This is a genomic window from Pedobacter nototheniae (genome assembly GCF_004335085.1).
Lineage (GTDB): Bacteria > Bacteroidota > Bacteroidia > Sphingobacteriales > Sphingobacteriaceae > Pedobacter > Pedobacter nototheniae.
Window position 1 is genome coordinate 269239 of the sequence record NZ_RQRS01000002.1, and the last position, 24740, is coordinate 293978.

Consider the following 24740-nt stretch of genomic DNA (forward strand, 5'->3'; position numbering starts at 1 on the left):
CCAAGATTATGATTCACGACCCAAACAAAGTTTATATTTTCGACACCACATTGCGGGATGGAGAACAGGTACCAGGCTGCCAGTTAGATACAAACCAAAAAGTAGAAATCGCTAAATCACTTGAGCTTTTAGGTGTTGATGTGATTGAGGCTGGTTTCCCCGTATCAAGTCCGGGTGATTTTAACAGCGTAATAGAGTTATCAAAAGCGGTAACTAATCCAATTATATGTGCCTTAACCCGTGCGAATAAAAATGATATTGATGTTGCTGCTGATGCTTTACGTTACGCCAAAAGGCCACGTATTCACACAGGAATCGGCTCATCTGATTTCCATATTAAACATAAATTTAACAGCACAAGGGAAGAAATTTTGGAACGTGCCGTTGAGGCAGTAAAATACTCTAAAAAGTTTGTTGAAGATGTAGAGTTTTACGCAGAAGATGCCGGCCGTGCCGATATTGAATTTTTGGCTAAAATGGTGGAAGCGGTAATTGCTGCAGGCGCAACAGTTGTAAATATTCCAGATACCAACGGTTATTGCTTACCAGATCAATACGGATCAAAAATTCTTTACTTAAAAGAAAATGTAAAAAATATTGATAAAGCCATTATCTCTGTTCACTGCCATAATGATTTAGGCTTGGCAACAGCCAACTCAATTGCAGGTTTGCAAAACGGTGCCCGCCAGGTAGAATGTACCATTAACGGCATTGGCGAACGTGCTGGTAACACATCAATGGAAGAAGTTGTAATGATTTTAAAAACCCATAAAATATTAGGTTTAAATACTCAGATTGATACTACCCGTTTTTACGAAATGAGCCACATGGTGAGAAACCAAATGAATATGCCTGTACAGCCTAACAAAGCTATTGTTGGCGGTAACGCATTTTCGCATAGCTCAGGTATCCATCAGGATGGTTTCTTAAAAAACCGTGAAAACTATGAAATTATTAAACCCGAAGATGTCGGTTTTCCTGATGCTACAATTGTTTTGACCGCCAGAAGTGGTCGCCATGCTTTAAAACATCACTTAGATCGTTTAGGTCATAGATTAGAAAAAGATCATTTAGACATTGTTTACAAACAGTTTTTAGTGTTAGCCGATAGTAAACAAGGTATAAACGACCTTGATTTAAACCAATTAGTGGCCTTGCATTTAGCTTAAAAAGACCAAAGGTTAAAGACTAAAGAAGCTACAAGGTTAAAGACTAAGGCTAAAAGGTTAAAGACCAAAGCTGAAAGGTTAAAGACTAAAGGTGCATTGCTTTTGAAACACAAACCTTGCTTCTTAAACCTGATTGGAATGGGCATGAAGCGCAGCGGAATAAAATGTAAAGCAGGACTGCTGCAACCCATAGAATACCAAATTCTGCTTTACAAAAACATATAAGTGAAATTTAAGTTTTGATGCTTAAATCTCATTTCTTGATACCATAAAAATGAACAATACCACACCACATACATTAGATTTTAACGCTGCATCTGAAAGATTAAAGGGTATAGTAAAACGTACACCTTTAGAGTTCAACGCCGGACTTTCATCTCGGTTTAATGCTAATATTTACTTAAAAAGAGAGGATCTGCAAATTGTACGTTCATATAAATTACGTGGTGCATATAATAAAATCAGCTCTCTGCCTAAAGATGCATTGCTTAATGGTGTAGTTTGCGCAAGTGCCGGAAACCATGCACAAGGAGTTGCTTACTCTTGCAAAAAATTAAACATTAAAGGCGTAATCTTCATGCCTGAAATTACACCAAAGCAAAAGGTAAAACAAACCTATATGTTTGGTGGGGATAATGTTGAAGTAGTTTTAGTTGGCGATACGTTTGATGATTGCCTTAAGGAAGCTTTGGCATACAGCGCAGCAAAATCAGCAACTTTTATTCCTCCATTTGATGATGAAAAGGTAATTGAAGGACAAGGTACGGTTGGAGTAGAAATTTTTGAAGACCTACCAGATTTAGATGTGGTTATTATGCCAGTTGGCGGCGGAGGGTTGGCTTCGGGCGTTAGTGCCTACCTTAAAACAGTAAAGCCTGATGTTAAATTAATTGGCGTTGAACCTTTGGGTGCCCCTTCTTTAACTGCTGCAATAGAAAAAGGTGGCCCATTTACTTTAGATGAAATTGATCGTTTTGTTGATGGTGCTGCCGTTAAACGCATTGGCCATATTACTTACCAATATTGCAAGGATTTACTTCATCAAATGCACCTTATCCCAGAAGGACAAATCTGTACAACTATTTTAAAACTGTATAATGAAGATGCTATTGTTGTAGAGCCTGCCGGAGCTTTATCTATTGCCGCTTTGGATCAGCTTAAAGAACAAATTGCTGGCAAAACTGTGGTTTGTATTGTTAGTGGAGGCAATAATGATATAGAGCGCATGCAAGAAATTAAAGAGAAATCTTTACTATTTGAAGGCTTGAAGCATTATTTTATCGTTCGCTTTCCTCAAAGACCAGGCGCCTTAAAACTTTTTGTAAATGAGGTTTTAGGTCCGCAGGATGATATTACCCGTTTTGAATTTATTAAAAAAACAAACAAAGAAAATGGCCCTGCATTAGTTGGAATTGAGTTGACGAATAAGAATGATTATTCTAGTTTATTACAGCGCATGAAAGATTTTAAATTCGAAATTATAGAATTGAATCAGGATCAAACATTGTTTGAATATTTGGTTTAATTAACGAACCTTAAAGTGACACATTGCCGTGTTTGAGCGGCAATGTTCACTTGGTAACAGTGGGGATTGACTTGGGAAGCTTAACTAAAAAACATTGATTTGGATTTGTTAGTGTGCTAAGCGTATGCTATAAAAACTTTCATCATCATACAGCCTCACCATTACCGTCTTTGCGAGGCTCGAAGCAATCTTACCCAACAATAGATAATTATGATGTTATTGCTTCACGCCCCTTGTTTCAGTTCGCAAAAAAAGTGATAGCCTTAAATGCGCTTAAATGTCTTAAATGGTTTTAATATAATTCTAATGCAATTCTTTTATCCGCTGCCGCGGGGGCTTTATTCTTTTTGACAACAAAAAGAACCAAAAATTGTCGGCTCGCAATTTTTCTGTTTAAGGCAGTGAGTGGGCTTTGCTTGTGCTTCCCGAATAATTGACCATGCCGATTGGAAGCTTAACAAAGAAACAGTGGTTTGGATTTGTTAGTGTATTAAGTGTATTGCTGTAACAACGGTTCATAACATTTCGTTACCGTTTTTGCGAGGTATCCACCGTTACCGTCTTTGCGAGGCACGAAGCAATCTTACACAACAATAGATAATTATGATGTATTGCTTCACGCCCCTTGTTTCTGTTCGCAAAAAACGATAGCCTTAAACGTCTTAAATGGTTTTAATATAATTCTCATGCATTTCTTTTTCCGCTGCCGCGGGGGCTTTATTCTTTTTGACAACAAAAAGAACCAAAAATTGTCGGCTCGCAATTTTTCTGTTTAAGGCAATGGGTAGGCTTACGCAGTGCTACCCGAATAATTGACCATGCCGATTGGAAGCTTAACGAAGAAACAGTGGTTTGGATTTGTTAGTGTATTAAGTGTATTGCTCTAACAACGGTTCTTAATATTTCGTTACCGTCTTTGCGAAGTAACGGTTGCGAATGACTTGGCAACAGTAACAATTGACTTGGCAACAGTCTCAATTGACTTGGTAACAATCGCAAACGACTTGGTAACGGTCTCAATTGACTTGGTAACAATCGCAAACGACTTGGTAACGGTCTCAATTGACTTGGTAACAGTCGCAATTGGCTTGGTAACAGTCGCAATCGACTTGGTAACAGTCGCAACTGACTTGGTAATGGTCTCAATTGACTTGGTAACAATCGCAATTGGCTTGGTAACAGTCGCAATTGACTTGGTAACGGTCGCAACTGACTTGGCAATGGTCGCAATTGACTTGGTAAGCCTTCACAAAAGCATCCGGTAATACACCCGTCATTGCGAGGCACGAAGCAATCTTTCTAGCTAGCAAATTGCGTTTCACTAATAATTGACCATTCCAGCTTGAGCGATTAACGAAAGGGTTTGTGATTAGGATTGTTCCTGGGTTAGAAAACCCATATATTAATCAAAGGTAAATTTCACATTTTTATAGCCCAAGCCCTCAATAATAGGCTTTAAAACATTAGTAGCGTTGGTTTTAGTTTGTGTTAAAATGCTCGATTTTTTAACTTCAGCCGTTACTTGTTTTTCAGCAGCTTTATAAGCTTCATCAACTAAAGCAGCTTCACGAAAAAAAGCCATTTTGGTATCGTAAACCCTTGAATTTTTATGGTCGATTTTCACATAACAAATCTCTGGCTGTGGTAAATTTACTACAGCTGTATCGGCATCAATACTAATATCATCCTTGGTAATTTTAGTTAAATCGATACAACCTACTGCTTCAGCTTTTACAATAAGTAAAACGCTGGCCTCGGGTAAAAAATCTGTTTTTTCTTTATGTTCTAAAACATCGCTAATTTGATACCGAACTAACTCTAGTTTCCCAATAGCCTCAATTTTCTCAACGAGTAGCTGATGTTTATTCTCTACAGATGTACTGATACTGAATTTTTTAGAGATAAAAAAGTAACCAGCAGCTAAAAGGATTACCCAAGGTAAAATTCGAAAAAATAGTTTCATACTAAAAAAATAAACAGGGTTTCAATGTTGTATAGGCATGTTAATACAATTATTAATCCATAATTTATTTTTTAAGCTTTTTTGGCAGTTGTTTTGTAATACCAAAGTAATACACACACAAAAAACACTAATCAACATGAAAAAACTAATCATTTTAATGCTTTGCATTGTCACGCTGGGCCTGGCATCTTGCAAAAAAGACACTGTTTATGTGCCTGATACTAATTATTTACCCAACAAAACCATTATCGCTTATGTAAATCCTGCTGATTGGAAGCAAGATACGGATGGACAAACTTTATATTCCATAATAAATATTTCAGATGTTTTAGATGCCGTAACTTTTGAAGATGATGGTATTTTGGTATACGTTTCAAGAGGAGACAACGATACGTATGAACAAATCCCTAATGTTTACAGCTTAAATTCTTATAGTTATTTAGTTGATAAGTTTGCTAAAACTATAGAAATTGATCTTCAACGATCAGATAGAACAAGTTATCCAACAACACCGACTACTAGGACAAGAGTTAAAATTGTTTTGGTAAGATCACAAAAATAAGAATTTCTAAAACTCTAAAAAACGACCAATGTTCAGTTGAACGTGGTCGTTTTTTTTATGCTCTCCCCTATTCAATTGTATTGCTCGTACGGTTACGCCGTTTCTTTCCAATAACAATTCATCGTAGAAACCTTTATAGTAAACATCCTTCACTTCAAAGCGTCTGCTATCCCAGTTGCTTTTTAATTCGGCCCATTCAGGATAAAAAACAACATGTTCCTTTTCTGTCTTCAAGCCAATTTTATCAGCATCATTTTTACTTAATACTACAGCATTTCCAAGTATCCTGGCGGTATAAATATGTTTGGGCTTTTGATATATTTCAGATGGCTTTCCCGTTTGAAGAAGTTCTCCATCTTTAATAATTAGCAGTTGATCCGCCAAAAACAAGCCATCAGCGGGATCATGAGATACTAAGATAACTGTTACGCCAGTTTCTGCAGCAACACGCTTTATATCGGCCCTTAATTGATTTTTTAATAAGGCATCAACTTGGCTAAAAGGTTCATCTAAAAGCAAAACCTGCGTATCGGCAACCATAGCTTTTGCAATAGCAACACGTTGTTGCTCGCCTCCACTTAGTTCTATAATCTTCTTATTTTGCAATTGCGAGATCCGCAAATGTTCCATAATCTGATTGGTTTTATTCGCCTTAGTTTTTAAATCTGTATTGGATAATTGTGAGGCAATATTATCATAAACCTTAGCATAAATATTAAGCGAAAAATCCTGAGTAACCATTTTCATCTGCTTATGTCCAGGGATCAGTTGCTCATCAGGTCCTTTAACCTTTTCATTTTGAAAAAAGATTTCGCCATCATCAACTTTCAGTAAACCGTAAATAGATTTTAATAAAGTAGACTTTCCACTGCCACTTTCGCCAATAATGGCAACAACATCGCCTTTTTTGATCTCGAAACTGATATTTTTAATACCACCAGCTTGCTCAGCCTGATATTGCTTAGTTAAACTTTTTACACTGATTATTGTATCGCTCACGGGCTAAAGATAAGGATTATGCTTAAAGCCTAAAAACATCTAATTGTAGCAGTTGATAAATTTTAGTATTTTGAGATCATAATTAACAGCTCATGCAAACAGAAATTCTATTCTCGGAAATTCAAAAAATGGGTGATTATTCGATAGTCATTCTTTTATGTGTTATAAATATTTTGTTTATCTATCTACTGGCTAAGGGATTTAAAACTAAAAGCCGAGTATATTTACTTGCAACAACAGTAGGTTTTATAATCGCTATATCTACCACTTTACTTACGTTAAACCTTAAATTGTATACAGAAATTAGAAAGGATGGTGTTTATGTAAAACTCTTTCCGTTGCAGTTAAAGTTTAAGCATTATAACTGGATGGATATTTCTAAAGCTTATGTAAGAACCTATCAGCCTGTAGCTGATTATGGTGGTTGGGGGCTAAAAGGTAGCGAGCATAATGCTGCAATAAATGTTTCAGGGAATATAGGTTTGCAACTTGTTTTTAAAAATGAAGATAAATTGTTAATTGGCACCAACCAACCTAAAGAACTTACTCAAGCATTAAATAAATTAGAAAAATATAAAAACTAGCTTAAACAAAAAATCCTGTTCCGATAAATCGAAACAGGATTGGTTTTATTTGTGTGTATTGTGTTTTTAATTTAAACCTAGAGTTATACCGAACGACATATTTTTTAAGCCTGCTTGTGCTCCGGTGTTAAACATATCGTTGAAATAGTATTTAGTAAATAAACCGAGTGCACCATATCCTAATCTTACAGTACCTCCGTAGCGTACCGATTGGAAGTGATAATCATCGTATGATTTTTCTTTTCCGCGTTCATCGCTAATTTGTTTAACTTTTCCATTTAATAAAAAGCTCACTTCAGGGCCTAACACAAAGTAAAATCTTCTGCCTTTATCATTTTCTTTGGTACGAAATTCAAAGTTCAATGGAATGTGTACATAACTGCTGGAGAAACGGTTTTTAGAAAAGATAATTGGTTCATCTATATATGTTAAAGTAGGTTGGTTCTTTTGGATGGTAATATTATCTCTTAAGCGAATTAATGTCCAATCGAAACCACCAGCAATGTAAACTTTAAAGTTTGAGTTAAAACGGTATCCAAATTGCACTACATCAAAAGAGAAAGTACTTGTTTTGCCGCCTTTATAATCCAAAAACTGATTGGCAGGAGAAAGATTAAAGCTACCATTATCAATTAACCTTGAGAAACCTATATCTATTCGGGTAAAAGTAATGCCTCCAATAAAACGACCTTTTTTTGCTGAATCTGCAGCTTTGGTTTTAATCATAATCCCATGCCCCTCGCTGTAGTCAATTTTATTTCTTTTAGTACTATCTTGTTGGGCAAAAGCACCTTGAGCCATAACACCGGCAAGTCCACTTACCATTAGTGCTGTAAAAATTAGATGTTTCATTTTATCTTGCGTGTTTGTGTATGTTAATATTTAGCTAGTTAGGCTATGTTTGTTTATTTATTTTTTCTTTTCCCGAACTTAAATGGGCCAATATTGATTGATGAGATTGAAGAATCATCATCATCTGTTCTAAACTGGATAAATTTATCTTTTCTTTTATCCACTTTGTTTACCACTAGATTTACCAAATCGCCAACGTTTCTAATGCCTTTGCCTTGTTCATTCTCATTAACTGGTTCATCTGTTAGGGCTGCATTTCCGGCAGATGCAGTTACAATCTGATCTTTAGCGGCAATAGCTTCATTAATCTTTTCTTTTATATCCTCTTGTTTAGCCTTTGGCACATCAGCATTAGCAATAAAGGTTTCCTCTTTTAACACTTCCTGGCTGGCAATTCCTTTTTGCTTCTCCTCGTGCTTAACTACTTTAACTTCAGTTTTAGTTAAGGAATTAGTGCTTTTTTGTTGAACAGCTAATCTTGGCGATAAATTTTCTGTAACTTCTACAGGCGCCTCCACTTTTGGTTGAGTTAAATTTTCTTTAGGTGCATCTGTTACTTCAGTTTTAACAAAATTGTTGTTGTTTTCAGAAATGGTATTTTGGCTATTTCTAACTAAAATTCCAACACTTGCAATAACCAAAACCACAGCAGCGGCCATCCAATAAACTGGCAGTTTCCAAGTTTTTTTAGGTTCGATCTTTTGTTCAATATCGTTCCATAAATTTCTTGAAGGTGTCACTTCTGCATCCACAAAAGCATCCTTAAATAACTGATCAAAATCTTTATCCGGTGTAGGTTGCATAACCAAATCCCTCCATTTTTATAATTTCTTCTTTTAAAATTGCTCTCGCTCTCGATAATTGTGACTTGCTTGCCCCTTCGGTAATTCCAAGTGTTTCGGCAATTTCTTTGTGCGAATAACCTTCTATTGCATACATGTTAAATACCATGCGATAACCATCAGCTAGTTTTTGAATCACTTTCATTAAGTCCTGTATTCCTAGCTGGCTAAAATCAAATCCTGTTGATGGCTGTTCGTATGCTTCATCTATATCAACCACATTTAAGCTGCGTAAATTTTTACGGTAACTTTCAATTGCGGTATTAACCATTACTCTCCTAATCCAGCCTTCAAAAGAGCCATCACCCCTGTAATCCTTAATCTTCTGAAAGATTTTGATGTAGCCCATTTGCAATACATCCTCAGCTTCCATTCTATCTCTCGCGTATCGCATGCAAACGGCCAACATTTTAGATGCAGTTTGCTTATATAGCAGCTCTTGCATCTTCCGGTCGCCAGCTTTACAGCCTTCCATCAAATCGTTTATAGTATAGGGTTGCGTCAACTTCATTTTGTGTTTGTATATAGAAGATGATGGTTTACAAACAATGGTTGCATGGACGTTAACAAAAAGTTAAATATTTTAGAGAAAAATAATTATATCCACTGATTATCAATAAGATAAACACTAAATAAATTATGGTTTTTTTGTATTCAATAGCAATTATAGATAATTTTAAGGGATTAACGCATTGTTTTTAATAATTCATTCCGTTATAAATCGCAAAGCACCTATTTCTAATGAAACAGATGCTTTTTGAATGTATTGATACTGAATTAAACTCCGCAATACAAATAGCTTAAATATATTAATCTTTACTGATCGGCTTTCTTCTTTACTTTAAACAATTTAAAATCTTGCTTATAGGTTAAGAAAAAGGAATGGTTAAATTGAAGTTGTTTATCGGTATGATCTAAATCAATATGCGGCTCAAAGCGAACGTCAAGATATAGATTAGGAATTAATTCTTTTTGGTAAGCATAGCGCAATGATACAATGTTTCTGGAGCTTTGCTTTAAGCCATTGGTGTATAAATTTGAAGAAACAGATTCATATAATGGCATACCTTTAATAGAGATAAAATTGTTCCCTTTCCAATAAGAACCAACTAAACTACCCCATTTTGTATTTACTCCTGCATTTAGCCATAGGCCAAATCCACCTTGATATGCCCTTCTTTTATCAGGCGAAAAATCCTTATAAACGGCAATATAATTATCTGTGTAAACTTCTTTAATATTGGTATTAATGGCTTTGTGTAGTTTTAATCCGGCTGCACCATTAAACAAGGTACTGATTGGAATTTCTTTTAAAATATCTATTTGCCCGCCCTGGTGGAATGCTAAAAACTGAGCAGGTACACTAAATTTCCATCCATTATTTTCTGCTAAGGTAGTTTCTGTAGATAAACCACCAATAATTTCTTCTTTTGCCGCATCTCCTGTATAAATCATTTTTTGCCAGGCAATCCACGCATCCAAATTAAATTTCTTTCTTTCTACCAATAGTTGGGTACCATATTCAATTGGGTTCGTAATAGTTCTTTCAAAATCATAAAGCGGTTCAATGTATTTGTGTTGAATTCCTCCTTCCAAACTTCCAAAAATTAAAGTCAGGTTTCTTTTATGGTATTTAACGCTAAATAAAGGTTTGGCATCATAAACACCATTATGTCCAAAATCTTTACGGATGTACGCACCAGCGGTAATAGCTAAATTTGGATGTGCATAATATACAATTTGCGGTTGTAGCTGTGTTCCATATAAAGTATAACCATCATGAAAATCATTGGTATACTCGTAATTACGAACATAGTTGAAATTGTAGAAATTGAAATGAACCTCGTTTGTTAAACTACTATCCGGACGGATTCTGTTTTCTATAGCCGACTGATTAAACTGAGCCGAAGCAAAACAAGAACTAAATGAAAGTGTTATAAGGAGTAAGGTCTTTTTCAGACCTGTGGTTTTAAACATGGATTTGGATTTTATCGCCCAAATTTAGGATAGTTTTTGATTAATTTCTCAGCAAAGATCAGGAAGTTTACGAAAAGGAAACAAAGTTTTAAATTAACCACTAAGGCATTAACTTTTTGGAAGTTATTTGCTTATCAGATGTTTTAAAAAAAAAGATTACTGACCATGTTTTTTACGGTAGTTTTTATACAATTTAACGGCGATCATAATAATTAGAGCAATGCCCATAATGCCTATAAGGCCGTAAATCCAATTTATGGCACTTTTTACAATTACAATAAAAACAATAGCAATCATAAAAATCGTAGCCAACTCTCTCCACAACCTTAGCTGAAAGCTTGTCATTTTATACACGTTATTTCTAAGTTGCTTTACGATATTTTGGCAAATAAAATGATAAATAAGCAACCCAACTACAAAGCCAAGCTTTACCAACATCCAGTTGGCCTGAAAAAGCCCTGGGTTTAAAGTTAACATGCCTGCACCTGCAAGTACAGAAATAATCATAGCTGGGGTAGCTATAATTTTCCATAAAGTAGCCTCCATTTTAACAAATTGCTTCTGGAGGATACTTTTTTCTGGTTCAGGCTTATCATTAGCCTCTGTATGGTAAATAAAAATGCTCAAAATATAGAATAAACCAGCCATCCAGCTAATCACAAATACAATGTGAACAGCTTTAAAGTATGGATAATATTCTAATAAAGATTCTATCATTTAATTTTACTTAAAACATAGGTATCCAACCAGGTTGGCACTTTAAGAAATTCTAGCTCTAAAATTCCTTTTTTTATACTTCCAACGAACTGATGTTTAATTCCCGAATTATCCCAAAGATACGTCTCATCAACTCTTTTTAGCATATCGATTAATAAATCCATTGTCAAAAAATAACGTTTCTCAATCTTTGTCCCTTCCACCAAATGTCCACCCTTTTCAACCCTGTCTTTTACACGCTCCAGATTCATAAATGGCGTTTCGGTACCTATGAAATATAAATAAACTTTATAATTATTTTGATGAGCAAAATCGATAAGCTCCAATTTAGCGGGATGTGAAAACACGGTTTCAAAAGAAAATGACTTATTACTTTCTATTAATTTATAGCGAATAAAATCTGCCAGAATTGCAAAGTGATAAGAATTATAATGATTTGACTTAGAAGAACCTTTAACAACAACATTTTCTTTGACAACTAAATTCCATGTGCGGATATTAAAACCTGCCTTTAAAAATAAGCCATTATTAAAACAGAATGATTCAAAATCTGCCTTGGAAGATTCAATATCAAAATCAGATAAGTTGAGAAAGTTTTTTTTATTAAAATCTTCTTCTAATAAATCGGCATTGACAAAAATTCTTGTGGAAAAGTAGCTAGACTTTATAGAATCAAATAAAGTAGTTTTTCCAGAACCGTTAGGCCCGGCAAAAATTCTCAATTTTGGTTTTTGAGGCATTAAAAAAGCTTAATTCTCTTTGCAGGAACTCGTCTTCTATTAAAAACACCTTCCGCCACTTTCACAGTATCCCCGTTATTAAATATCCTGTATACCCCATCTGTCCTAACTTCAGTTCTGCCTAAATTTAAAGCGTCAACTACTCTTAGAACATCATCCATCTTCTTATTAACTGCTTTTATTAATTCCTTAATCGGCAGTTTATCCTCGTCTTGTAGTGATTTAACAGTCATAAATAATTAAACAAATGCAATTATAGAAATCAAATATAAAGATTTGCAACTGCTATTCAAAGGTTCTTTCAGTGAGTTTAGGATTTATTAATATCTAAACTCTTTAATTACGTCAATCGCATATTTCACGTTATCGAACGGAATATCTGGCATAATACCATGACCTAAATTAAAGATAAAACCATTTGTACCACGCATACGCTCAAACAACTGGTGAATATGCTTTTTAATAACCGGTTGGTCTGCATATAAAATATGAGGATCCAAGTTACCTTGAACGGCAATATTTGAAGGTAAGCTATTTTTAATGTTTAATAAATCAGCATTCCAATCTACAGAAATTACATCAGGTTTAGCTTCTGCCATAATTGGCGCAAAAACAGAGCTTCCTTTACAGAAAGAAATTACAGGAATATCTTTTCTATTTAAGTTTGAAATAATTTCCTGAATATAACGGTGAGAAAATTCCTGATAATCATTCCATGATAAAGCTTGTGCCCAACTATCAAAAATTTGAATGGCGTTTACACCAGCAGCAATCTGAAGATTTAAATAATCAGCTGTTACCTTAGCAATTTTAGCCAATAATTTATGTGCAAGTTCTGGGTGATTATGCAGCATTAATTTGGTTAGTTTAAAATCTTTTGAAGATCCGCCTTCAACTAAATAGCTCATTACTGTAAAAGGTGCACCAGCAAAGCCAATTAAAGGGATATTTCCATCCAAGCGTTGCTGAATTACTTTAATTGCATCAGCTACATATTCCAACTGATCTAAACAATCTACATTAAGGTTTTCAATATCTTGTGCAGTACGTATTGGGTTGGCAAATTTGGGGCCTACACCTGCTGTAAAGCTTAAATCGCCACCCATAGCCTCACCTGTTACCAAAATATCGCAGAATAAAATTGCGGCATCAATACCCAACAAATCTACAGGCAACATGGTTACATCAGCTGCAATTTCGGGGGTTTTACACATCTCTAAAAAAGAGTATTTGTTTTTAATTTCCCAATATTGTGGCATAAAACGACCTGCCTGACGCATCATCCATACTGGTGGGCGTTCTGTTTGTTTTGAAAATGCTGCGTCTAAAAATAAATTATTCTTCATTGTTGGATTTTGGATTCGGTTTAGCTCTTCATAATAAAAACGAAGCATCTTCCTTCTTAGAAAGAGATCCTTCGTTTCTCAGGATAAACACCCGAATGCTTTATATTTTACTTATTTCTTTTTCTATTTTAACAATTATATCTTGCGATCTCTGAGTTGTTGCCAACTCTTTCGCAAGCGCTGTATAAGCTTCAGCTCGCTCTTTATCTCTTTTACGTAAAGCTAAATTAGCCAGGTGAATTAACACATAAGACTTTTCATTTTTTCCACCGACTGAAAAACGGCTGGCAATTTGAAAATGATATTCTGCCTTATCATAATTTTCTTCTTTTAAAGCGAGGTTACCTTGCATAAATTCGTAATAACCTCTTCTACTTTTCGATAACCTTTCTGGGTGGCTAACCTCTGCAAGCAAATCTTTAGTTTTTGCAAACTCATTATTTTTGAAATGCTTTGAGGCCATTAGCACGGAGCTGTGTTTAAAATGGCTCCATACAACAAAAGCGAATAAGAACCCTGAAACAGCCGCTAGCTGGTATTGGTTATAATAGACACAAACCAATGCAGCGAGCACAAAAATAGCCATTAAAGCATATCTGCCTTTGTTATTGTACATTAATGGCTATCCGTAAATTTATAACCTACCCCGCGAATAGAATGGAAATAAACCGGATTTTTTTGATCTGGCTCAAAATATTTACGGAAAGTTAAAATAAAGTTATCAATCGTTCTTGTTGATGGATAAACATCATAATTCCAAACGGTTTCTAAAATCTGTTCACGAGAAACGGCATCGTTTTTACGCTCAATTAACAGTTTCAATAACATAGTTTCCTTTTTTGTTAAAGGCGTTATTGTACCATCATCGTGTTTCAATTCAAACGAATTAAAATAAATTGTTTTATCTCCGATTTTATAAGAGTTTAACTCTTTTAAATCATCAGATTTTAAACTGCGTTTTACCAAAATACCTACACGAAGAATTAACTCTTCCAGGTTAAATGGCTTAACTAAATAATCATCAGCTCCCTTTTTTAAGCCCATAACACGATCTTCTGATGTGTTTTTAGCTGTTAAAAATAAAATAGGAACTTCAGTATTTTCTAAACGTATGGTTTCACATACCTGAAAACCATCCATTTCAGGCAACATAACATCTAAAATAATTAGATTAAAACGTTCTTCTTTAAATATTTTAAGAGCGGTTTTGCCATCTTTAACGGCATGAACTTTATAACCTTCAAGTTCGAGATTTAATTTGATGGCATCTAACAAGTGATCCTCGTCTTCAACCAATAGAATTCTTTGTTTTTGTGACATAATTGAGATTAACTAAATGTTACTTCAAAAATACTTCCTTTGGGCAGATTGTCTTTTACTGTAATATCTGCATCATGGTATTGTAAAACCTCTTTCACAATAAACAAGCCTAAACCTGTTCCCTTCGCTTTTCTGACATTCTCATTACCAACGCGGTAAAACTTATCAAATATCAACATTTTTTCGTTATCCGAAATACCCGGTCCCGTATCGGCTACACTCAGCTTAAGATGTCCATCTACTCGATCTAAAGCCACATTTATCTCATCACATGGGTCGGAATATTTAACCGCATTTTCAATTAAATTGGTTACTACTGATGACAATGCAAATTTGTCACCTATTAACTGCAAATTTGGCTGAATTTTAGCCACAATCAACTGTTCGCATCCACAAGAGTGCACCTGCAGTCTATCCGTGATTTTATATACCAATTCTGAAAAGTTAAATTCCTCTTTAGGGAAACTATAAGAACGGTTTTCAATTTTAGTTGCAAGCAACATATTTTCTACCAAATCATCCAAACGCTCAATATCTTTTAACGAATTATTAAGCAACGATGTTTGCCTTGCCTTATCTAAATCTCTTTTAACAATAGTTTGGATAGAAAGTTTTATAGCGGCCAAAGGCGATTTCAACTCGTGTGTTATCGACATCAGAAAGTTTTGCTGTTGCTCTCTTAATTTATCTTCACGTTTTAAAGATTGATGAAGGAAATAACCGCCAATACAAAGTAGAAATAAAAACACTGAACCTTCGCCCATAATCATCGTCATGCGGCTTGGCTGCAAGCGCACAACCAAAGTACCCCAAGAAATGAGTTGGATTAATGCGTAAAGCAGTAATGCATAAAATATGATGATCGATTTTTTCATGCTCAGTTTTTTATAATCATGGTTTGCATCGTCGCTAACCTTATAAACTTTATTTAAAAAGCAGGTTTCGGTGCTTTTCCGTTAATACTGTCCCGCTTTTTGTTTCTACCGATGAAAAATCGGCATACACTTCAATCGGGTTTATTTTACCTGGGATAATGACAACCGAATTAAAATAATTCAAGAATAACAACCCGTCATTGCGAGTTTTTGATTCTTCATCAAAACGAAGCAATCTTTCTAATTATTCTCTTTAACCATTTGCAATTAAGATTGCTTCACGCCTTCACTAAACCCTGCCTTCAGTTCGCAATGACGAATTTCTCTATTTTATTTCTTAAAAACTAAATCCAACGCTTCAAATATAGCACGTTTTGCTTTCTCTAACTCAATTTTAGTATGCGCTGCAGAAACAAAACCAACTTCGTAACCTGAAGGGCCTAAATAAATACCTCTATTTAATAATTCGCGGTGCATAATTTTGAATTTCTCCATGCTGCTTGCGTCAATATCATCAGCAGATTGAATTTTATCTTTATCTGTAAATGCAAACCAGAAAATAGAGCCAATGGTAAATACTTTAAATTTATAGTTTCTTGCAGTTGCAAAGCGCTGAATACTGGCTACAAATTCTTGTGCTTTAGTATTTAAATCTTTATAGAAACTTGATTTATTTAACTCCGTTAGGGTTGCAATTCCGGCAGCCATAGCTACTGGGTTTCCAGATAGCGTACCGGCTTGGTAAACACCACCATCAGGAGAAATATGTGCCATAATTTCTGCCGAGGCGCCATACATACCCACAGGTAAACCGCCACCGATAATTTTGCCATAAGTTACAATATCAGGTGTAATGCCATAATGTGCCGCAGCACCTTCAAAACCTACACGAAAACCAGTAATTACCTCATCAAAAATTAATAAAGCTCCATTATCGGTACAAATTTTACGCAAGAATTTAATGTATTCTTCATCCTGAATAATTAAACCATTGTTTGCTGGTATACCTTCTATAATTACAGCTGCAACCTGATCTTTAAATTGTGCAAAAGCCTGCTCAATTGCGGCGGTATCGTTTAAAGGAATTACAATAGTTTCTTCAGCAAATGATTTTGGTACACCAGCGGATGAAGTTTCGCCGAAGGTAACTAAACCTGATCCTGCTTTTACTAATAATGAATCGCTATGACCGTGGTAGCAACCTTCAAATTTTATAATCTTATCGCGACTTGTAAATCCTCTGGCTAAACGAATAGCAGACATCACTGCTTCTGTACCTGAGCTTGTGAAACGTATTTTTTCTACAAAACGATTGTTTTTAATAATCAGCTCTGCCAGTTCATTTTCTAAGGCTGTTGGTGCGCCGAAACTCATTCCGCTTTGCATAACTTCGGTTACTTTCTCACGGATTTTAGGGTTATTATGCCCTAAAATTAATGGGCCCCAGCTACCACAAAAATCAATAAACTGATTGCCATCGGCATCCCAGATAAAACAACCATCGCCTTTTTCGATGAATAGCGGTGTGCCATAAACAGATTTAAAAGCTCTAACCGGTGAGTTTACGCCACCAGGAAAATACGTTTTTGATTTCTCATACAATTCGGCAGATTTTACTCTCGAAATATCAGGTTTACTTCCTGTATTTACCGGAACATCGGCTTCGTTGCCTGAAAACATCTTTTTTAATGAATCTAACATTTTTATTAAGCTTAAAGCTGAAAGGCTAAAGCTGAAAGTGAGAATAAAGCGTTACAAAGTGGCTTTGATCTTCCGGCTTTAAGCTTTCAGCTCAAATTACATCCAATCGTTATTTAAAATATCTTTAATGTGGTAAGTGGTAATTATGCTCGCTCCGGCACGTGCGAAGGCATGCATAGTTTCCATTACTATTTTTTGCTCGTCTATCCAGCCCTTTTCAGCTGCTGCTTTAACCATTGAATACTCGCCAGATACGTTGTAAACAGCGATTGGCAAATTAGTATCTTGTTTTAATTTATGAATAATATCAAGGTAAGCTAGTCCGGGTTTAACCATCAAAACATCGGCACCCTCCTGCTCATCTAATCGTGCCTCACGTAAGGCTTCATTGGGGTTTCTAAAATCCATTTGATAAGCTTTTCGATCACCTTTGCTTGGTGCACAATCTGCTGCCTCTCTGAAAGGGCCATAATAAGCAGATGCAAATTTTGTAGCATGACTCATAATAGCCGTATTTACAAAACCATTTTCATCAAGCAAATTACGCATAGCAGCAATACGTCCGTCCATCATATCTGATGGTGCAAACATATCTGCACCTGCCTGTGCATGTGTTAAAGCCATTTTAGCAATTACCTCAACCGTTTTATCGTTTTGTACGTAATCGTTTTCTAAAATACCGCAATGCCCATGCGTGGTGTAAGAGCATACACAAACATCAGTAACTACATATAAATCATCACCAAATTGTTTTTTCAACTCGCGTACGGCAGTTGGTACTAAAGAATGATCGTGGTAAGCAGATTTAGCATCTTCAGATTTTTCATCTCCAACACCAAAAAGCATTACTTTGTTTAGTCCCTTTTTTAGGCCATCTTCTACGTCTTTAACCAAAGTATCAATAGAAAAATGGTTTACGCCCGGCATGGCATCAATTGCATGCGTTACATTTGTACCTGGCACAATAAAGTATGGGTATACAAACATATCTTTTGATAACCGGGTTTCGGCTATCATCTCTCTTACCAATGGGTTTTTCCTTAATCTACGCGGACGGTGTAACATATTTTATTTATTTAGTTTAGAGCGTTAACTCTAACCATTTGTTTTGTTGTTGCTAATTTGTTAAAACCATTTTTTTTTGAAAAGCAGGTTTCAATGCATTTTGGTTATTGTAGTCCCGCTATCCGTTTCTGCCGATAAAAAAATCGGCTCTACTTCTATCGGGTTTATTTAACTTTTGCATATCCTTACCGGGGAGAACGAAGTAACGACCGAGGATGAATTATGCTATCGCCATTCAACCTTTAAGCCTTTCGTCTCTATCTTATTTCTATTCCAAAAACTGCTTCAGCCAATCCAATTTCATCTGGCGAATATGGCAATGCGTATTTCACACCCATTTCATCAAACTTTTTACCTGTAGAATTACCGATGGCTATTACTTGCTGCCCTGGTTCTAACAAATTATCAGCGAAATAAGCATCTACATTAGATGGGCTGGTAAAAATTAAAACATCGGCATAGCTTTGATCGATATTTTCTTCTATTACGGTTTCGTAAATTGGTAAATCTATAATCTTGGCATCTGTTGGCAACGATTTCTGGATGGATTGTAAAGAGTCTTGCGCTCTTGGAAACATTACAATTTTACCTGCTACAAGTTTCGCGAAATCTTCAGCAACTTCCGTAATATCTCCGCTTGCGCCTACAAAATCGGCTGTATGCCCATATTTACGTAAGGCATCTTCTGAACCACGTCCTACCACACCAAACTGAGTTTTCTTTGGCAATAATGGTTTTAAGCTAAAGAAATATTCTACTCCATTACGGCTGCTAAAGAAAATCCAGTCGATATTTTTTAATATAAACTGATCTAAAACGGTAACAATTGGAAAGGTGCGGATTAATGAACGGCCTTCAATTTCTATATTATTATTTTCCAAAGCTCTTCGAAAATAGCTGTGTTCGCCAATTTCACGAGAAATAAAAACCTTTGCCGGCTTTTTTCTTTCTGCATTAAATTTAGCAACTACTTTTTCAGCTAAACCTTCAGTGGTTTCTGATCGTAAGAATAAACGTTCAGGGAAATCCTCAGCTGTTTCAGCTTTGGCCGTCCAAACTTCAAATTGTCCGTTTTCTTTTTTGCAATAACAACCCAAAGGCATGTGGCAACCGCCTTCAAAAAGGTTCAAAACTTTACGTTCTACCCCAACTTCTTCGGCTGTATCGGGGTTATTTAATTTTTGAATAAGGGCAAAAAGTTCAGGATCGTTATCTCTAATCTGAATCCCCAAAGCACCCTGAGCAGGTGCTGGAATAAATTCAGTAGTATCAAGTTCTTCTACATGTAAATCACTTAAATCCAACCCTAAGCGCTTTACTCCTGCTTTAGCAAGCATAATTGCGTCGTAATCTTCGTCTCTAAGCTTTTGTATTCTGGTTGGTACGTTTCCACGTAAATCTTCAACTTCTAAATCAGAGCGTAAACCCAATAATTGTGCTTTACGACGGTTGGATGAAGTACCTACCATTGCACCTTTTTTTAGAGAGAGTTTTTGTGAAACATCAACACAATCTTTTAAAATTAACAGGTACTCTGTAGCTTCTTCCCTTGCCGGTATTGCTGCTATGGTAAGCCCTGCAGGATGCGTTGTTGGTAAATCTTTTAGCGAGTGTACTGCTAAATCAATACTACCACTTAACAATTCTTCTTCAAGCTCTTTAGTAAAAAAGCCTTTACCTTCCAGTTTATCCAACCGTAAGTTCAGGATTTTATCACCCTGTGTTTTAATAATTTTTAATTCAGCTTCGATTCCGTTTGCTGCCAATTCATCTTTAATGTGATTGGCTTGCCATAAGGCTAGGTCGCTACCGCGTGTTCCGATGATTAATTTCTTCACTATAACGTTTAAATGATTTGCAAATTTAAGCTAAATACCTGTTTATCTTATAAAATGTTTAAAAATGAGACAGTGAGGTTACAGAGTTAAAACATTTAATGGATTTCTATGACAGAATAGATCCAATTTACGCTTTTAGGTGGAAAGTATTTTGTGTTTTATAGAGTGTTTGTTATTGATAATTTATTTCAAATACTTTCTGTTATAAAAAGAATGTGAAATAGAAATTAACCACAGATAAAAATTGATTCGCAAAGAACTGAAAATCACTTAAACTGAGGCGCAAATAATATTGCCTTTAACAGATATAATATGAAGGTGGAAGGGAAATCCTTATGGCTGATTAACTAAAATTTCTTTAGCCATAATCATTGGTACGCTGATGCATTTTTTTTCCATATAATTCATCACACGCTCTAAAACCTCGCGAGAGGCATCATCCAATTGATTAATTTCATCAGCAAATACACCATTTAAGGCCGTATTTTTAATTTCCTTAATTTTTCTTGGTACATCTTGCATGGCCAGTTCAATGCGGCGTTGTTTTAAAACGTAGAAAAACTCAGCAATATTAGTGCTGATAATTTCTTCGGCATGAACCAGTTCTTTATAACGTTCCTGAATGTTTTTACGGGCTACTTCTTTTAAAGATTCTACCTCGATGTAATGGATAGGATTATTATGAACAACGGCAGGATCAACATCATTTGGAACGGCTAAATCAACGATTACTTTTTTGGTTTTATCGCCATTAAGCAATTTAGCATAAAGTTCTTCCGTAATAATAGCTTCTGTTGAGCCAGTACAGGTAATAATTACATCAAAACCCTCATTAAAATTTTCAAGTGCAGCTAAATCATAAGCTTTACCATTTAGCTCTGTTGCTAAAGTTTCTGCCTTTGATAGTGTACGGTTAAAAATAGAGAAATTAGAGTATTTATGTTTGTTAAGATATTTTGCAATATTTTGATTGGTTTCGCCGGCACCGATAATTAAAATGCGGGAATTGCCACACATGTTTAATTCTTTAAGCTTACGGTAAGCCAATGAAACTACAGAAACCGGATTTTTAGAAATATTGGTGTGGGTGTAAACTTCTTTCGCTGTTTTAACCACACGATCCATAATCATTCTCATGTAATCGCCAGTAAAACCAGCATCGCGGCAGCTTTCATAAGCTTTACGAATTTGAGCAAGAATTTCTTTTTCGCCAACAACTAAACTCTCCAAAGAGCAAGAAGTTCTTAAAAGGTGATTAAAAGCTTCTTCATTTTCGTAAACCGAAACATTATCAATAAAGCGTTCTAAAAACTCTTCGGGCAAACCCATATCCAAAACCCTTAAAAAATTTGTTACAAATTCTTTGTCGGTTTTCTCCTTAGTTAAGAAAACAAATTCTACACGGTTACAAGTACCAACGTAAAAAATTTCGCTAACAGGAAGTTGAGTACGGATATTGTGCAACCTGCCTTCAAGACTGTGCTCACAAATTACTAACTTACCTAAAGATTGTAGGTCTAAATGGTGATGCGTAAAAGCTATTACTTTTAAATATTCCAATGGGCTTCCGTTATTAACTATTATCGGGATACAAAAGTAACAAGGTAGAGGCATGTCACTGTCATTAACCTGTAATTTACATCAATTTAGAACGGTTTTAAATAAATGCAAAACACTGACAATCGAGCACCTATCTATAAAATATTCCTTTGGATATATGCCTTTTTTTATATCCTAGCGGGGATAAATCATTTTATATCTCCAGGTGCATATCACCAAATTATGCCTGAATGGATTCCAGCTCACTCCATTTTAATTTACGTTTCTGGAGTAATTGAAATTATTTTAGGAATATTACTTCTTTTTTCGGGGAGCAGAAAGTTATCTGGAATATTGATTATTTTAATGTTAATTGCCTTTTTACCCGCTCATTTTTACATGATTGAAAAGGCTCCTTTTATGTTAGGAACAATATTAATTACGAAAACAATTGCTTGGATTAGACTTCCATTTCAATTACTTTTTATTTGGTGGGCTTGGTTTTATGTGAAAAATAATAAATAAAAAAAGGCAAAAATCACATGATTTTTGCCTTCTGGTTCTTTTACTGATTACAGTTTATGGATTATTTCTTTTCCATTCATCTGTTTTAGCTTCAATTTTATCGCCAATTTCTTCTGCTTTGTTTGCGGCATCGGCTTTTAATGTATCAATTTTGGCTTCAGCATTTGCTACTTCTTCATCTTTTTTTGAAGTTAAATCATCCCATTTATCTTCGGCTTTATCCTTTAAATCAGCAGCTTTATCTTTTGCATCATCCCATGCATCCTCAGCTTTGTCTTTTGCAGTATCCCAGGCATCTTCGGCCTTATCCTTTGCATCTTCCCAAGCGTCTTCTGCCTTGTCTTTAAACTCGTTTAATTTTCCTTTAAGATTATCAAAAAATCCTTTTTCTGATTCTTGGTTTGGGTTTTGGTTTTCTGTAGACATTTTTTATATATTTATTCAAACATAACAAACTTTATACCAATAAAATCCGTTAAAAATAAATGATACAACAAAGCAACTTTAGCCTGCCAGGTGCCGATGGAAAACTGATTATTGGCGACATTACTGCTGAAGATAATGGTACAAAAAAGCCTGTTATTTTATTCGTTCATGGATTTAAAGGCTTTAAAGATTGGGGTGCACATAATCTTGTAGCCCGTTATTTTGCCAGCAATGGATTTTGTTACATTAAGTTTAATTTATCGCATAGTGGCGTTCCGGCAGATAACCCTAAAGATGTTAGCGATTTAAATGCTTTTGCAGAAAACACTGTTTCAAAAGAATTATTTGATGTAAATGCTGTACTGGATTTTATTGTAAAAACATACGGTGATGAGGTGGAAATTAACTTAATTGGACATAGCCGTGGTGGTGGCTTAAGTATTATTGAAGCGGCTAATGATTTGAGAATTAAAAGACTGATTACCTGGAGTTCTATTGCAGATTTTAGTACCCTTTGGAAAAAGGAACAGGAAACTGAGTGGCTAAAAACAGGACAAATTTATGTTACCAACGCCCGCACTAAAGAGCAAATGCCTTTAAACAAAACATTGCTTGAAGATTTTAATGAAAATGCCGAAGCGCTAAATATTATTAATGCGGCAAAGAAAATTAATATCCCATGGTTAATTGTTCACGGTGGCGATGATGTTAATGTGCCTTTCGATGTTGCTCAAAGTTTAGCAAATGTTAATTCGAATAGTCGTTTAGTAAAAATAGAAGGTGCAAATCACGTTTATGGGGCGTCGCATCCTAACCAAAGCGAGAATTTACCTCCACAATTATTTAAGGTTTGCGAAAAGTGCTTGGTCTTTTTAAGAGAAAGTTAAAACTTATTTACGGTTAGAAATCAGTCCACGCATATCACTTCCGCTTGGGCTTTGGAAAATCTCTAAATCAAAATATGGAACGGCAGCCAAAAGGTGATCGAAAATATCAGCTGCCACTTCCTCAAATTTCTTTAGTCCTTTTTCTTTTGAGAACACATAAATCTCAACAGGCAGTCCGTTTTCTGTTGCTTGCAACTGCCTAACCATAAAAGTTAAATTAGTATTAATGTATGGATTACTTTCGAGATATTTTTCTGCATAATACCTAAAAGTTCCAATATTAGTCATGTGCCTACCGTTTACCAAATTACCAGGATTTACAGTATTTTCGGCGTTATAACATTCTATTTCCTGTTGCGTTTCGTTCAAATAATCTTTCAGAAAATCGATGGTAAGTAATCGTTGAATCAGTTCATCATCACAAAATTTAATGCTCGAAATTTTAATGTTAATGTGCCTTTTAATCCTTCTTCCTTCACTTTCTTCCATTGCACGCCAGTTTTTAAACGATTCGCTTACAATGGCGTAGCTGGGCACAATAGTTACCGTTTTATCCCAGTTTCTAACTTTAATAGTAGTTAAATTAATTTCGGTTACCTCTCCATCTGCTCCATATTTTTCTACGGTAATCCAATCACCTACTCTAACCAAATCAATGGCGCTCATTTGTACCGAAGCAACAAAACCTAAAATTGGATCTCTAAACACCAGAATAAAAACTGCGGTTACGGCACCAAAACCTCCAAAAATATACAAAGGAGATTCGTTTAATATGATGGATAGAATTAAAACAAAACCAACAATATAGAAAACGATTTTAGCTACTTGTTTATAACTTCTAATAGGCTTATCGGCATATTTACGGGTACTTTCCATGATGGAAACCAATGCATTAAGAAATGCATTAATGGCAAACATAACTGCCAAAACCACATAAATTTTAGCAAAAATTAAAGCATAGAAATGAGCCTTTTTAAAATCAACAAAAAGATACGGGATTACGCTGTATAAAATATAAGCGACAAAAATGAGTGCAAAGGCTCTAAAAACACGAAATTCCAGCAAGGCAGATTGCCATTGAGGTTTACGTTTGATGATAATTTTATTGATTATTCCAATAAATATTTGTCTGGTAATAAACAGAGTTACATATAAAAACAGGATTAAACAAAGTAGCCCGATAGATAAATAAGCATTTTTTAATCCTGAGCCTGCAAAACCGTTTTCTGTAAGTAAAGTTCTTAACTGCGCAAACAGTTCTTCAAAATCTATAATCATCGTTAATACC

26 protein-coding genes are annotated in these 24740 nt (G+C 35.2%); 7 read left to right on the plus strand and 19 right to left on the minus strand.

Features of this window, described 5'->3' with window-relative positions; all coding sequences use genetic code 11:
* Positions 1 to 8: 8 nt before the first annotated feature.
* The 3 genes from EHC72_RS03095 to EHC72_RS03105 all read left to right on the plus strand — a co-directional run bounded on the left by EHC72_RS03095 (position 9) and on the right by EHC72_RS03105 (position 3959).
* Positions 9 to 1169 (plus strand): 2-isopropylmalate synthase, encoded by a 1161-nt coding sequence (locus EHC72_RS03095; protein ID WP_131536019.1) that lies wholly within the window; start codon positions 9 to 11, stop codon positions 1167 to 1169.
* A gap of 274 nt (positions 1170 to 1443) precedes the next feature.
* The gene (ilvA, locus tag EHC72_RS03100) at positions 1444 to 2694 is read left to right on the plus strand and encodes a threonine ammonia-lyase IlvA (RefSeq protein WP_131536020.1); all 1251 of its coding nucleotides are present in this window, start codon (positions 1444 to 1446) and stop codon (positions 2692 to 2694) included.
* Positions 2695 to 3635: 941 nt separating this feature from the next.
* Positions 3636 to 3959: a hypothetical protein gene (locus EHC72_RS03105; protein ID WP_211660269.1), complete on the plus strand. Its 324-nt coding sequence runs from the start codon at positions 3636 to 3638 to the stop codon at positions 3957 to 3959.
* Positions 3960 to 4096: 137 nt separating this feature from the next.
* Here the strand turns inward: EHC72_RS03105 and EHC72_RS03110 are convergent, their stop codons facing one another.
* A complete protein-coding gene (locus EHC72_RS03110) occupies positions 4097 to 4657 on the minus strand; it encodes a DUF4230 domain-containing protein (protein ID WP_131536021.1) in 561 nt (186 codons plus the stop codon).
* A 136-nt stretch (positions 4658 to 4793) separates the two neighbouring features.
* On the opposite strand from EHC72_RS03110, the gene EHC72_RS03115 reads away from it, so the two are divergent.
* A complete protein-coding gene (locus EHC72_RS03115; protein WP_131536022.1) occupies positions 4794 to 5219 on the plus strand; it encodes a hypothetical protein in 426 nt (141 codons plus the stop codon).
* A 6-nt stretch (positions 5220 to 5225) separates the two neighbouring features.
* Here the strand turns inward: EHC72_RS03115 and EHC72_RS03120 are convergent, their stop codons facing one another.
* Positions 5226 to 6218, minus strand: a complete 993-nt coding sequence (locus tag EHC72_RS03120; protein ID WP_131536023.1) for an ABC transporter ATP-binding protein — start codon at positions 6216 to 6218, stop codon at positions 5226 to 5228.
* A gap of 92 nt (positions 6219 to 6310) precedes the next feature.
* Between EHC72_RS03120 and EHC72_RS03125 the strand changes: the two genes are divergently transcribed.
* Entirely contained in the window at positions 6311 to 6802 is a 492-nt protein-coding gene (locus EHC72_RS03125; protein WP_131536024.1) for a DUF6141 family protein, read from the plus strand.
* A gap of 66 nt (positions 6803 to 6868) precedes the next feature.
* Here the strand turns inward: EHC72_RS03125 and EHC72_RS03130 are convergent, their stop codons facing one another.
* The 15 genes from EHC72_RS03130 to hemA form a co-directional block, all read right to left on the minus strand.
* A complete protein-coding gene (locus tag EHC72_RS03130) occupies positions 6869 to 7654 on the minus strand; it encodes an outer membrane beta-barrel protein (RefSeq protein ID WP_131536025.1) in 786 nt (261 codons plus the stop codon).
* Positions 7655 to 7707: 53 nt separating this feature from the next.
* Complete coding sequence (locus tag EHC72_RS03135; RefSeq protein ID WP_131536026.1) at positions 7708 to 8457, minus strand: hypothetical protein; 750 nt, start codon at positions 8455 to 8457, stop codon at positions 7708 to 7710.
* The gene (locus EHC72_RS03140; protein ID WP_131536027.1) at positions 8438 to 9007 is read right to left on the minus strand and encodes an RNA polymerase sigma factor; all 570 of its coding nucleotides are present in this window, start codon (positions 9005 to 9007) and stop codon (positions 8438 to 8440) included. The genes EHC72_RS03135 and EHC72_RS03140 overlap by 20 nt, the downstream gene beginning before the upstream one ends.
* Before the next feature lie 305 nt (positions 9008 to 9312).
* Complete coding sequence (locus EHC72_RS03145) at positions 9313 to 10473, minus strand: hypothetical protein (protein WP_131536028.1); 1161 nt, start codon at positions 10471 to 10473, stop codon at positions 9313 to 9315.
* Positions 10474 to 10629: 156 nt separating this feature from the next.
* Positions 10630 to 11190, minus strand: a complete 561-nt coding sequence (locus EHC72_RS03150) for a CopD family protein (protein ID WP_131536029.1) — start codon at positions 11188 to 11190, stop codon at positions 10630 to 10632.
* Complete coding sequence (locus EHC72_RS03155) at positions 11187 to 11930, minus strand: toxin (RefSeq protein ID WP_131536030.1); 744 nt, start codon at positions 11928 to 11930, stop codon at positions 11187 to 11189. The genes EHC72_RS03150 and EHC72_RS03155 overlap by 4 nt, the downstream gene beginning before the upstream one ends.
* Entirely contained in the window at positions 11930 to 12163 is a 234-nt protein-coding gene (locus EHC72_RS03160; RefSeq protein WP_131536031.1) for a hypothetical protein, read from the minus strand. Before EHC72_RS03160 ends, EHC72_RS03155 begins: the two co-directional genes overlap by 1 nt.
* Positions 12164 to 12250: 87 nt before the next feature.
* Positions 12251 to 13276 carry a uroporphyrinogen decarboxylase gene (gene hemE, locus EHC72_RS03165; RefSeq protein WP_131536032.1) on the minus strand — a complete coding sequence of 342 codons (1026 nt, stop codon included), beginning with the start codon at positions 13274 to 13276 and terminating at the stop codon, positions 12251 to 12253.
* Between the two features lie 100 nt (positions 13277 to 13376).
* A complete protein-coding gene (locus EHC72_RS03170; protein ID WP_131536033.1) occupies positions 13377 to 13892 on the minus strand; it encodes a hypothetical protein in 516 nt (171 codons plus the stop codon).
* A complete protein-coding gene (locus EHC72_RS03175; protein ID WP_131536034.1) occupies positions 13892 to 14596 on the minus strand; it encodes a response regulator transcription factor in 705 nt (234 codons plus the stop codon). Before EHC72_RS03175 ends, EHC72_RS03170 begins: the two co-directional genes overlap by 1 nt.
* An 8-nt stretch (positions 14597 to 14604) precedes the next feature.
* Positions 14605 to 15471, minus strand: a complete 867-nt coding sequence (locus tag EHC72_RS03180; protein ID WP_131536035.1) for a sensor histidine kinase — start codon at positions 15469 to 15471, stop codon at positions 14605 to 14607.
* 330 nt (positions 15472 to 15801) lie between these two features.
* On the minus strand, positions 15802 to 17172 hold the full coding sequence (gene hemL, locus EHC72_RS03185; protein WP_131536036.1) for a glutamate-1-semialdehyde 2,1-aminomutase: 1371 nt from the start codon (positions 17170 to 17172) through the stop codon (positions 15802 to 15804).
* A 96-nt stretch (positions 17173 to 17268) separates the two neighbouring features.
* Positions 17269 to 18237 (minus strand): porphobilinogen synthase, encoded by a 969-nt coding sequence (hemB, locus tag EHC72_RS03190; RefSeq protein WP_131536037.1) that lies wholly within the window; start codon positions 18235 to 18237, stop codon positions 17269 to 17271.
* 257 nt (positions 18238 to 18494) lie between these two features.
* A complete protein-coding gene (gene hemC, locus EHC72_RS03195) occupies positions 18495 to 20075 on the minus strand; it encodes a hydroxymethylbilane synthase (protein ID WP_170311708.1) in 1581 nt (526 codons plus the stop codon).
* Positions 20076 to 20408: 333 nt separating this feature from the next.
* A complete protein-coding gene (hemA, locus tag EHC72_RS03200) occupies positions 20409 to 21635 on the minus strand; it encodes a glutamyl-tRNA reductase (protein WP_131536039.1) in 1227 nt (408 codons plus the stop codon).
* Between the two features lie 105 nt (positions 21636 to 21740).
* On the opposite strand from hemA, the gene EHC72_RS03205 reads away from it, so the two are divergent.
* Positions 21741 to 22139, plus strand: coding sequence for a DoxX family protein (locus EHC72_RS03205; protein WP_131536040.1), 399 nt, complete (start codon positions 21741 to 21743; stop codon positions 22137 to 22139).
* Between the two features lie 54 nt (positions 22140 to 22193).
* Here the strand turns inward: EHC72_RS03205 and EHC72_RS22925 are convergent, their stop codons facing one another.
* Positions 22194 to 22565 (minus strand): YtxH domain-containing protein, encoded by a 372-nt coding sequence (locus tag EHC72_RS22925; protein ID WP_199158710.1) that lies wholly within the window; start codon positions 22563 to 22565, stop codon positions 22194 to 22196.
* A gap of 59 nt (positions 22566 to 22624) precedes the next feature.
* Between EHC72_RS22925 and EHC72_RS03215 the strand changes: the two genes are divergently transcribed.
* Entirely contained in the window at positions 22625 to 23452 is an 828-nt protein-coding gene (locus EHC72_RS03215) for an alpha/beta hydrolase family protein (RefSeq protein ID WP_131536041.1), read from the plus strand.
* A 3-nt stretch (positions 23453 to 23455) separates the two neighbouring features.
* Here EHC72_RS03215 and EHC72_RS03220 read toward each other — a convergent pair whose 3' ends face one another.
* Entirely contained in the window at positions 23456 to 24730 is a 1275-nt protein-coding gene (locus EHC72_RS03220; protein WP_131536042.1) for a mechanosensitive ion channel family protein, read from the minus strand.
* Positions 24731 to 24740 lie beyond the last annotated feature (10 nt).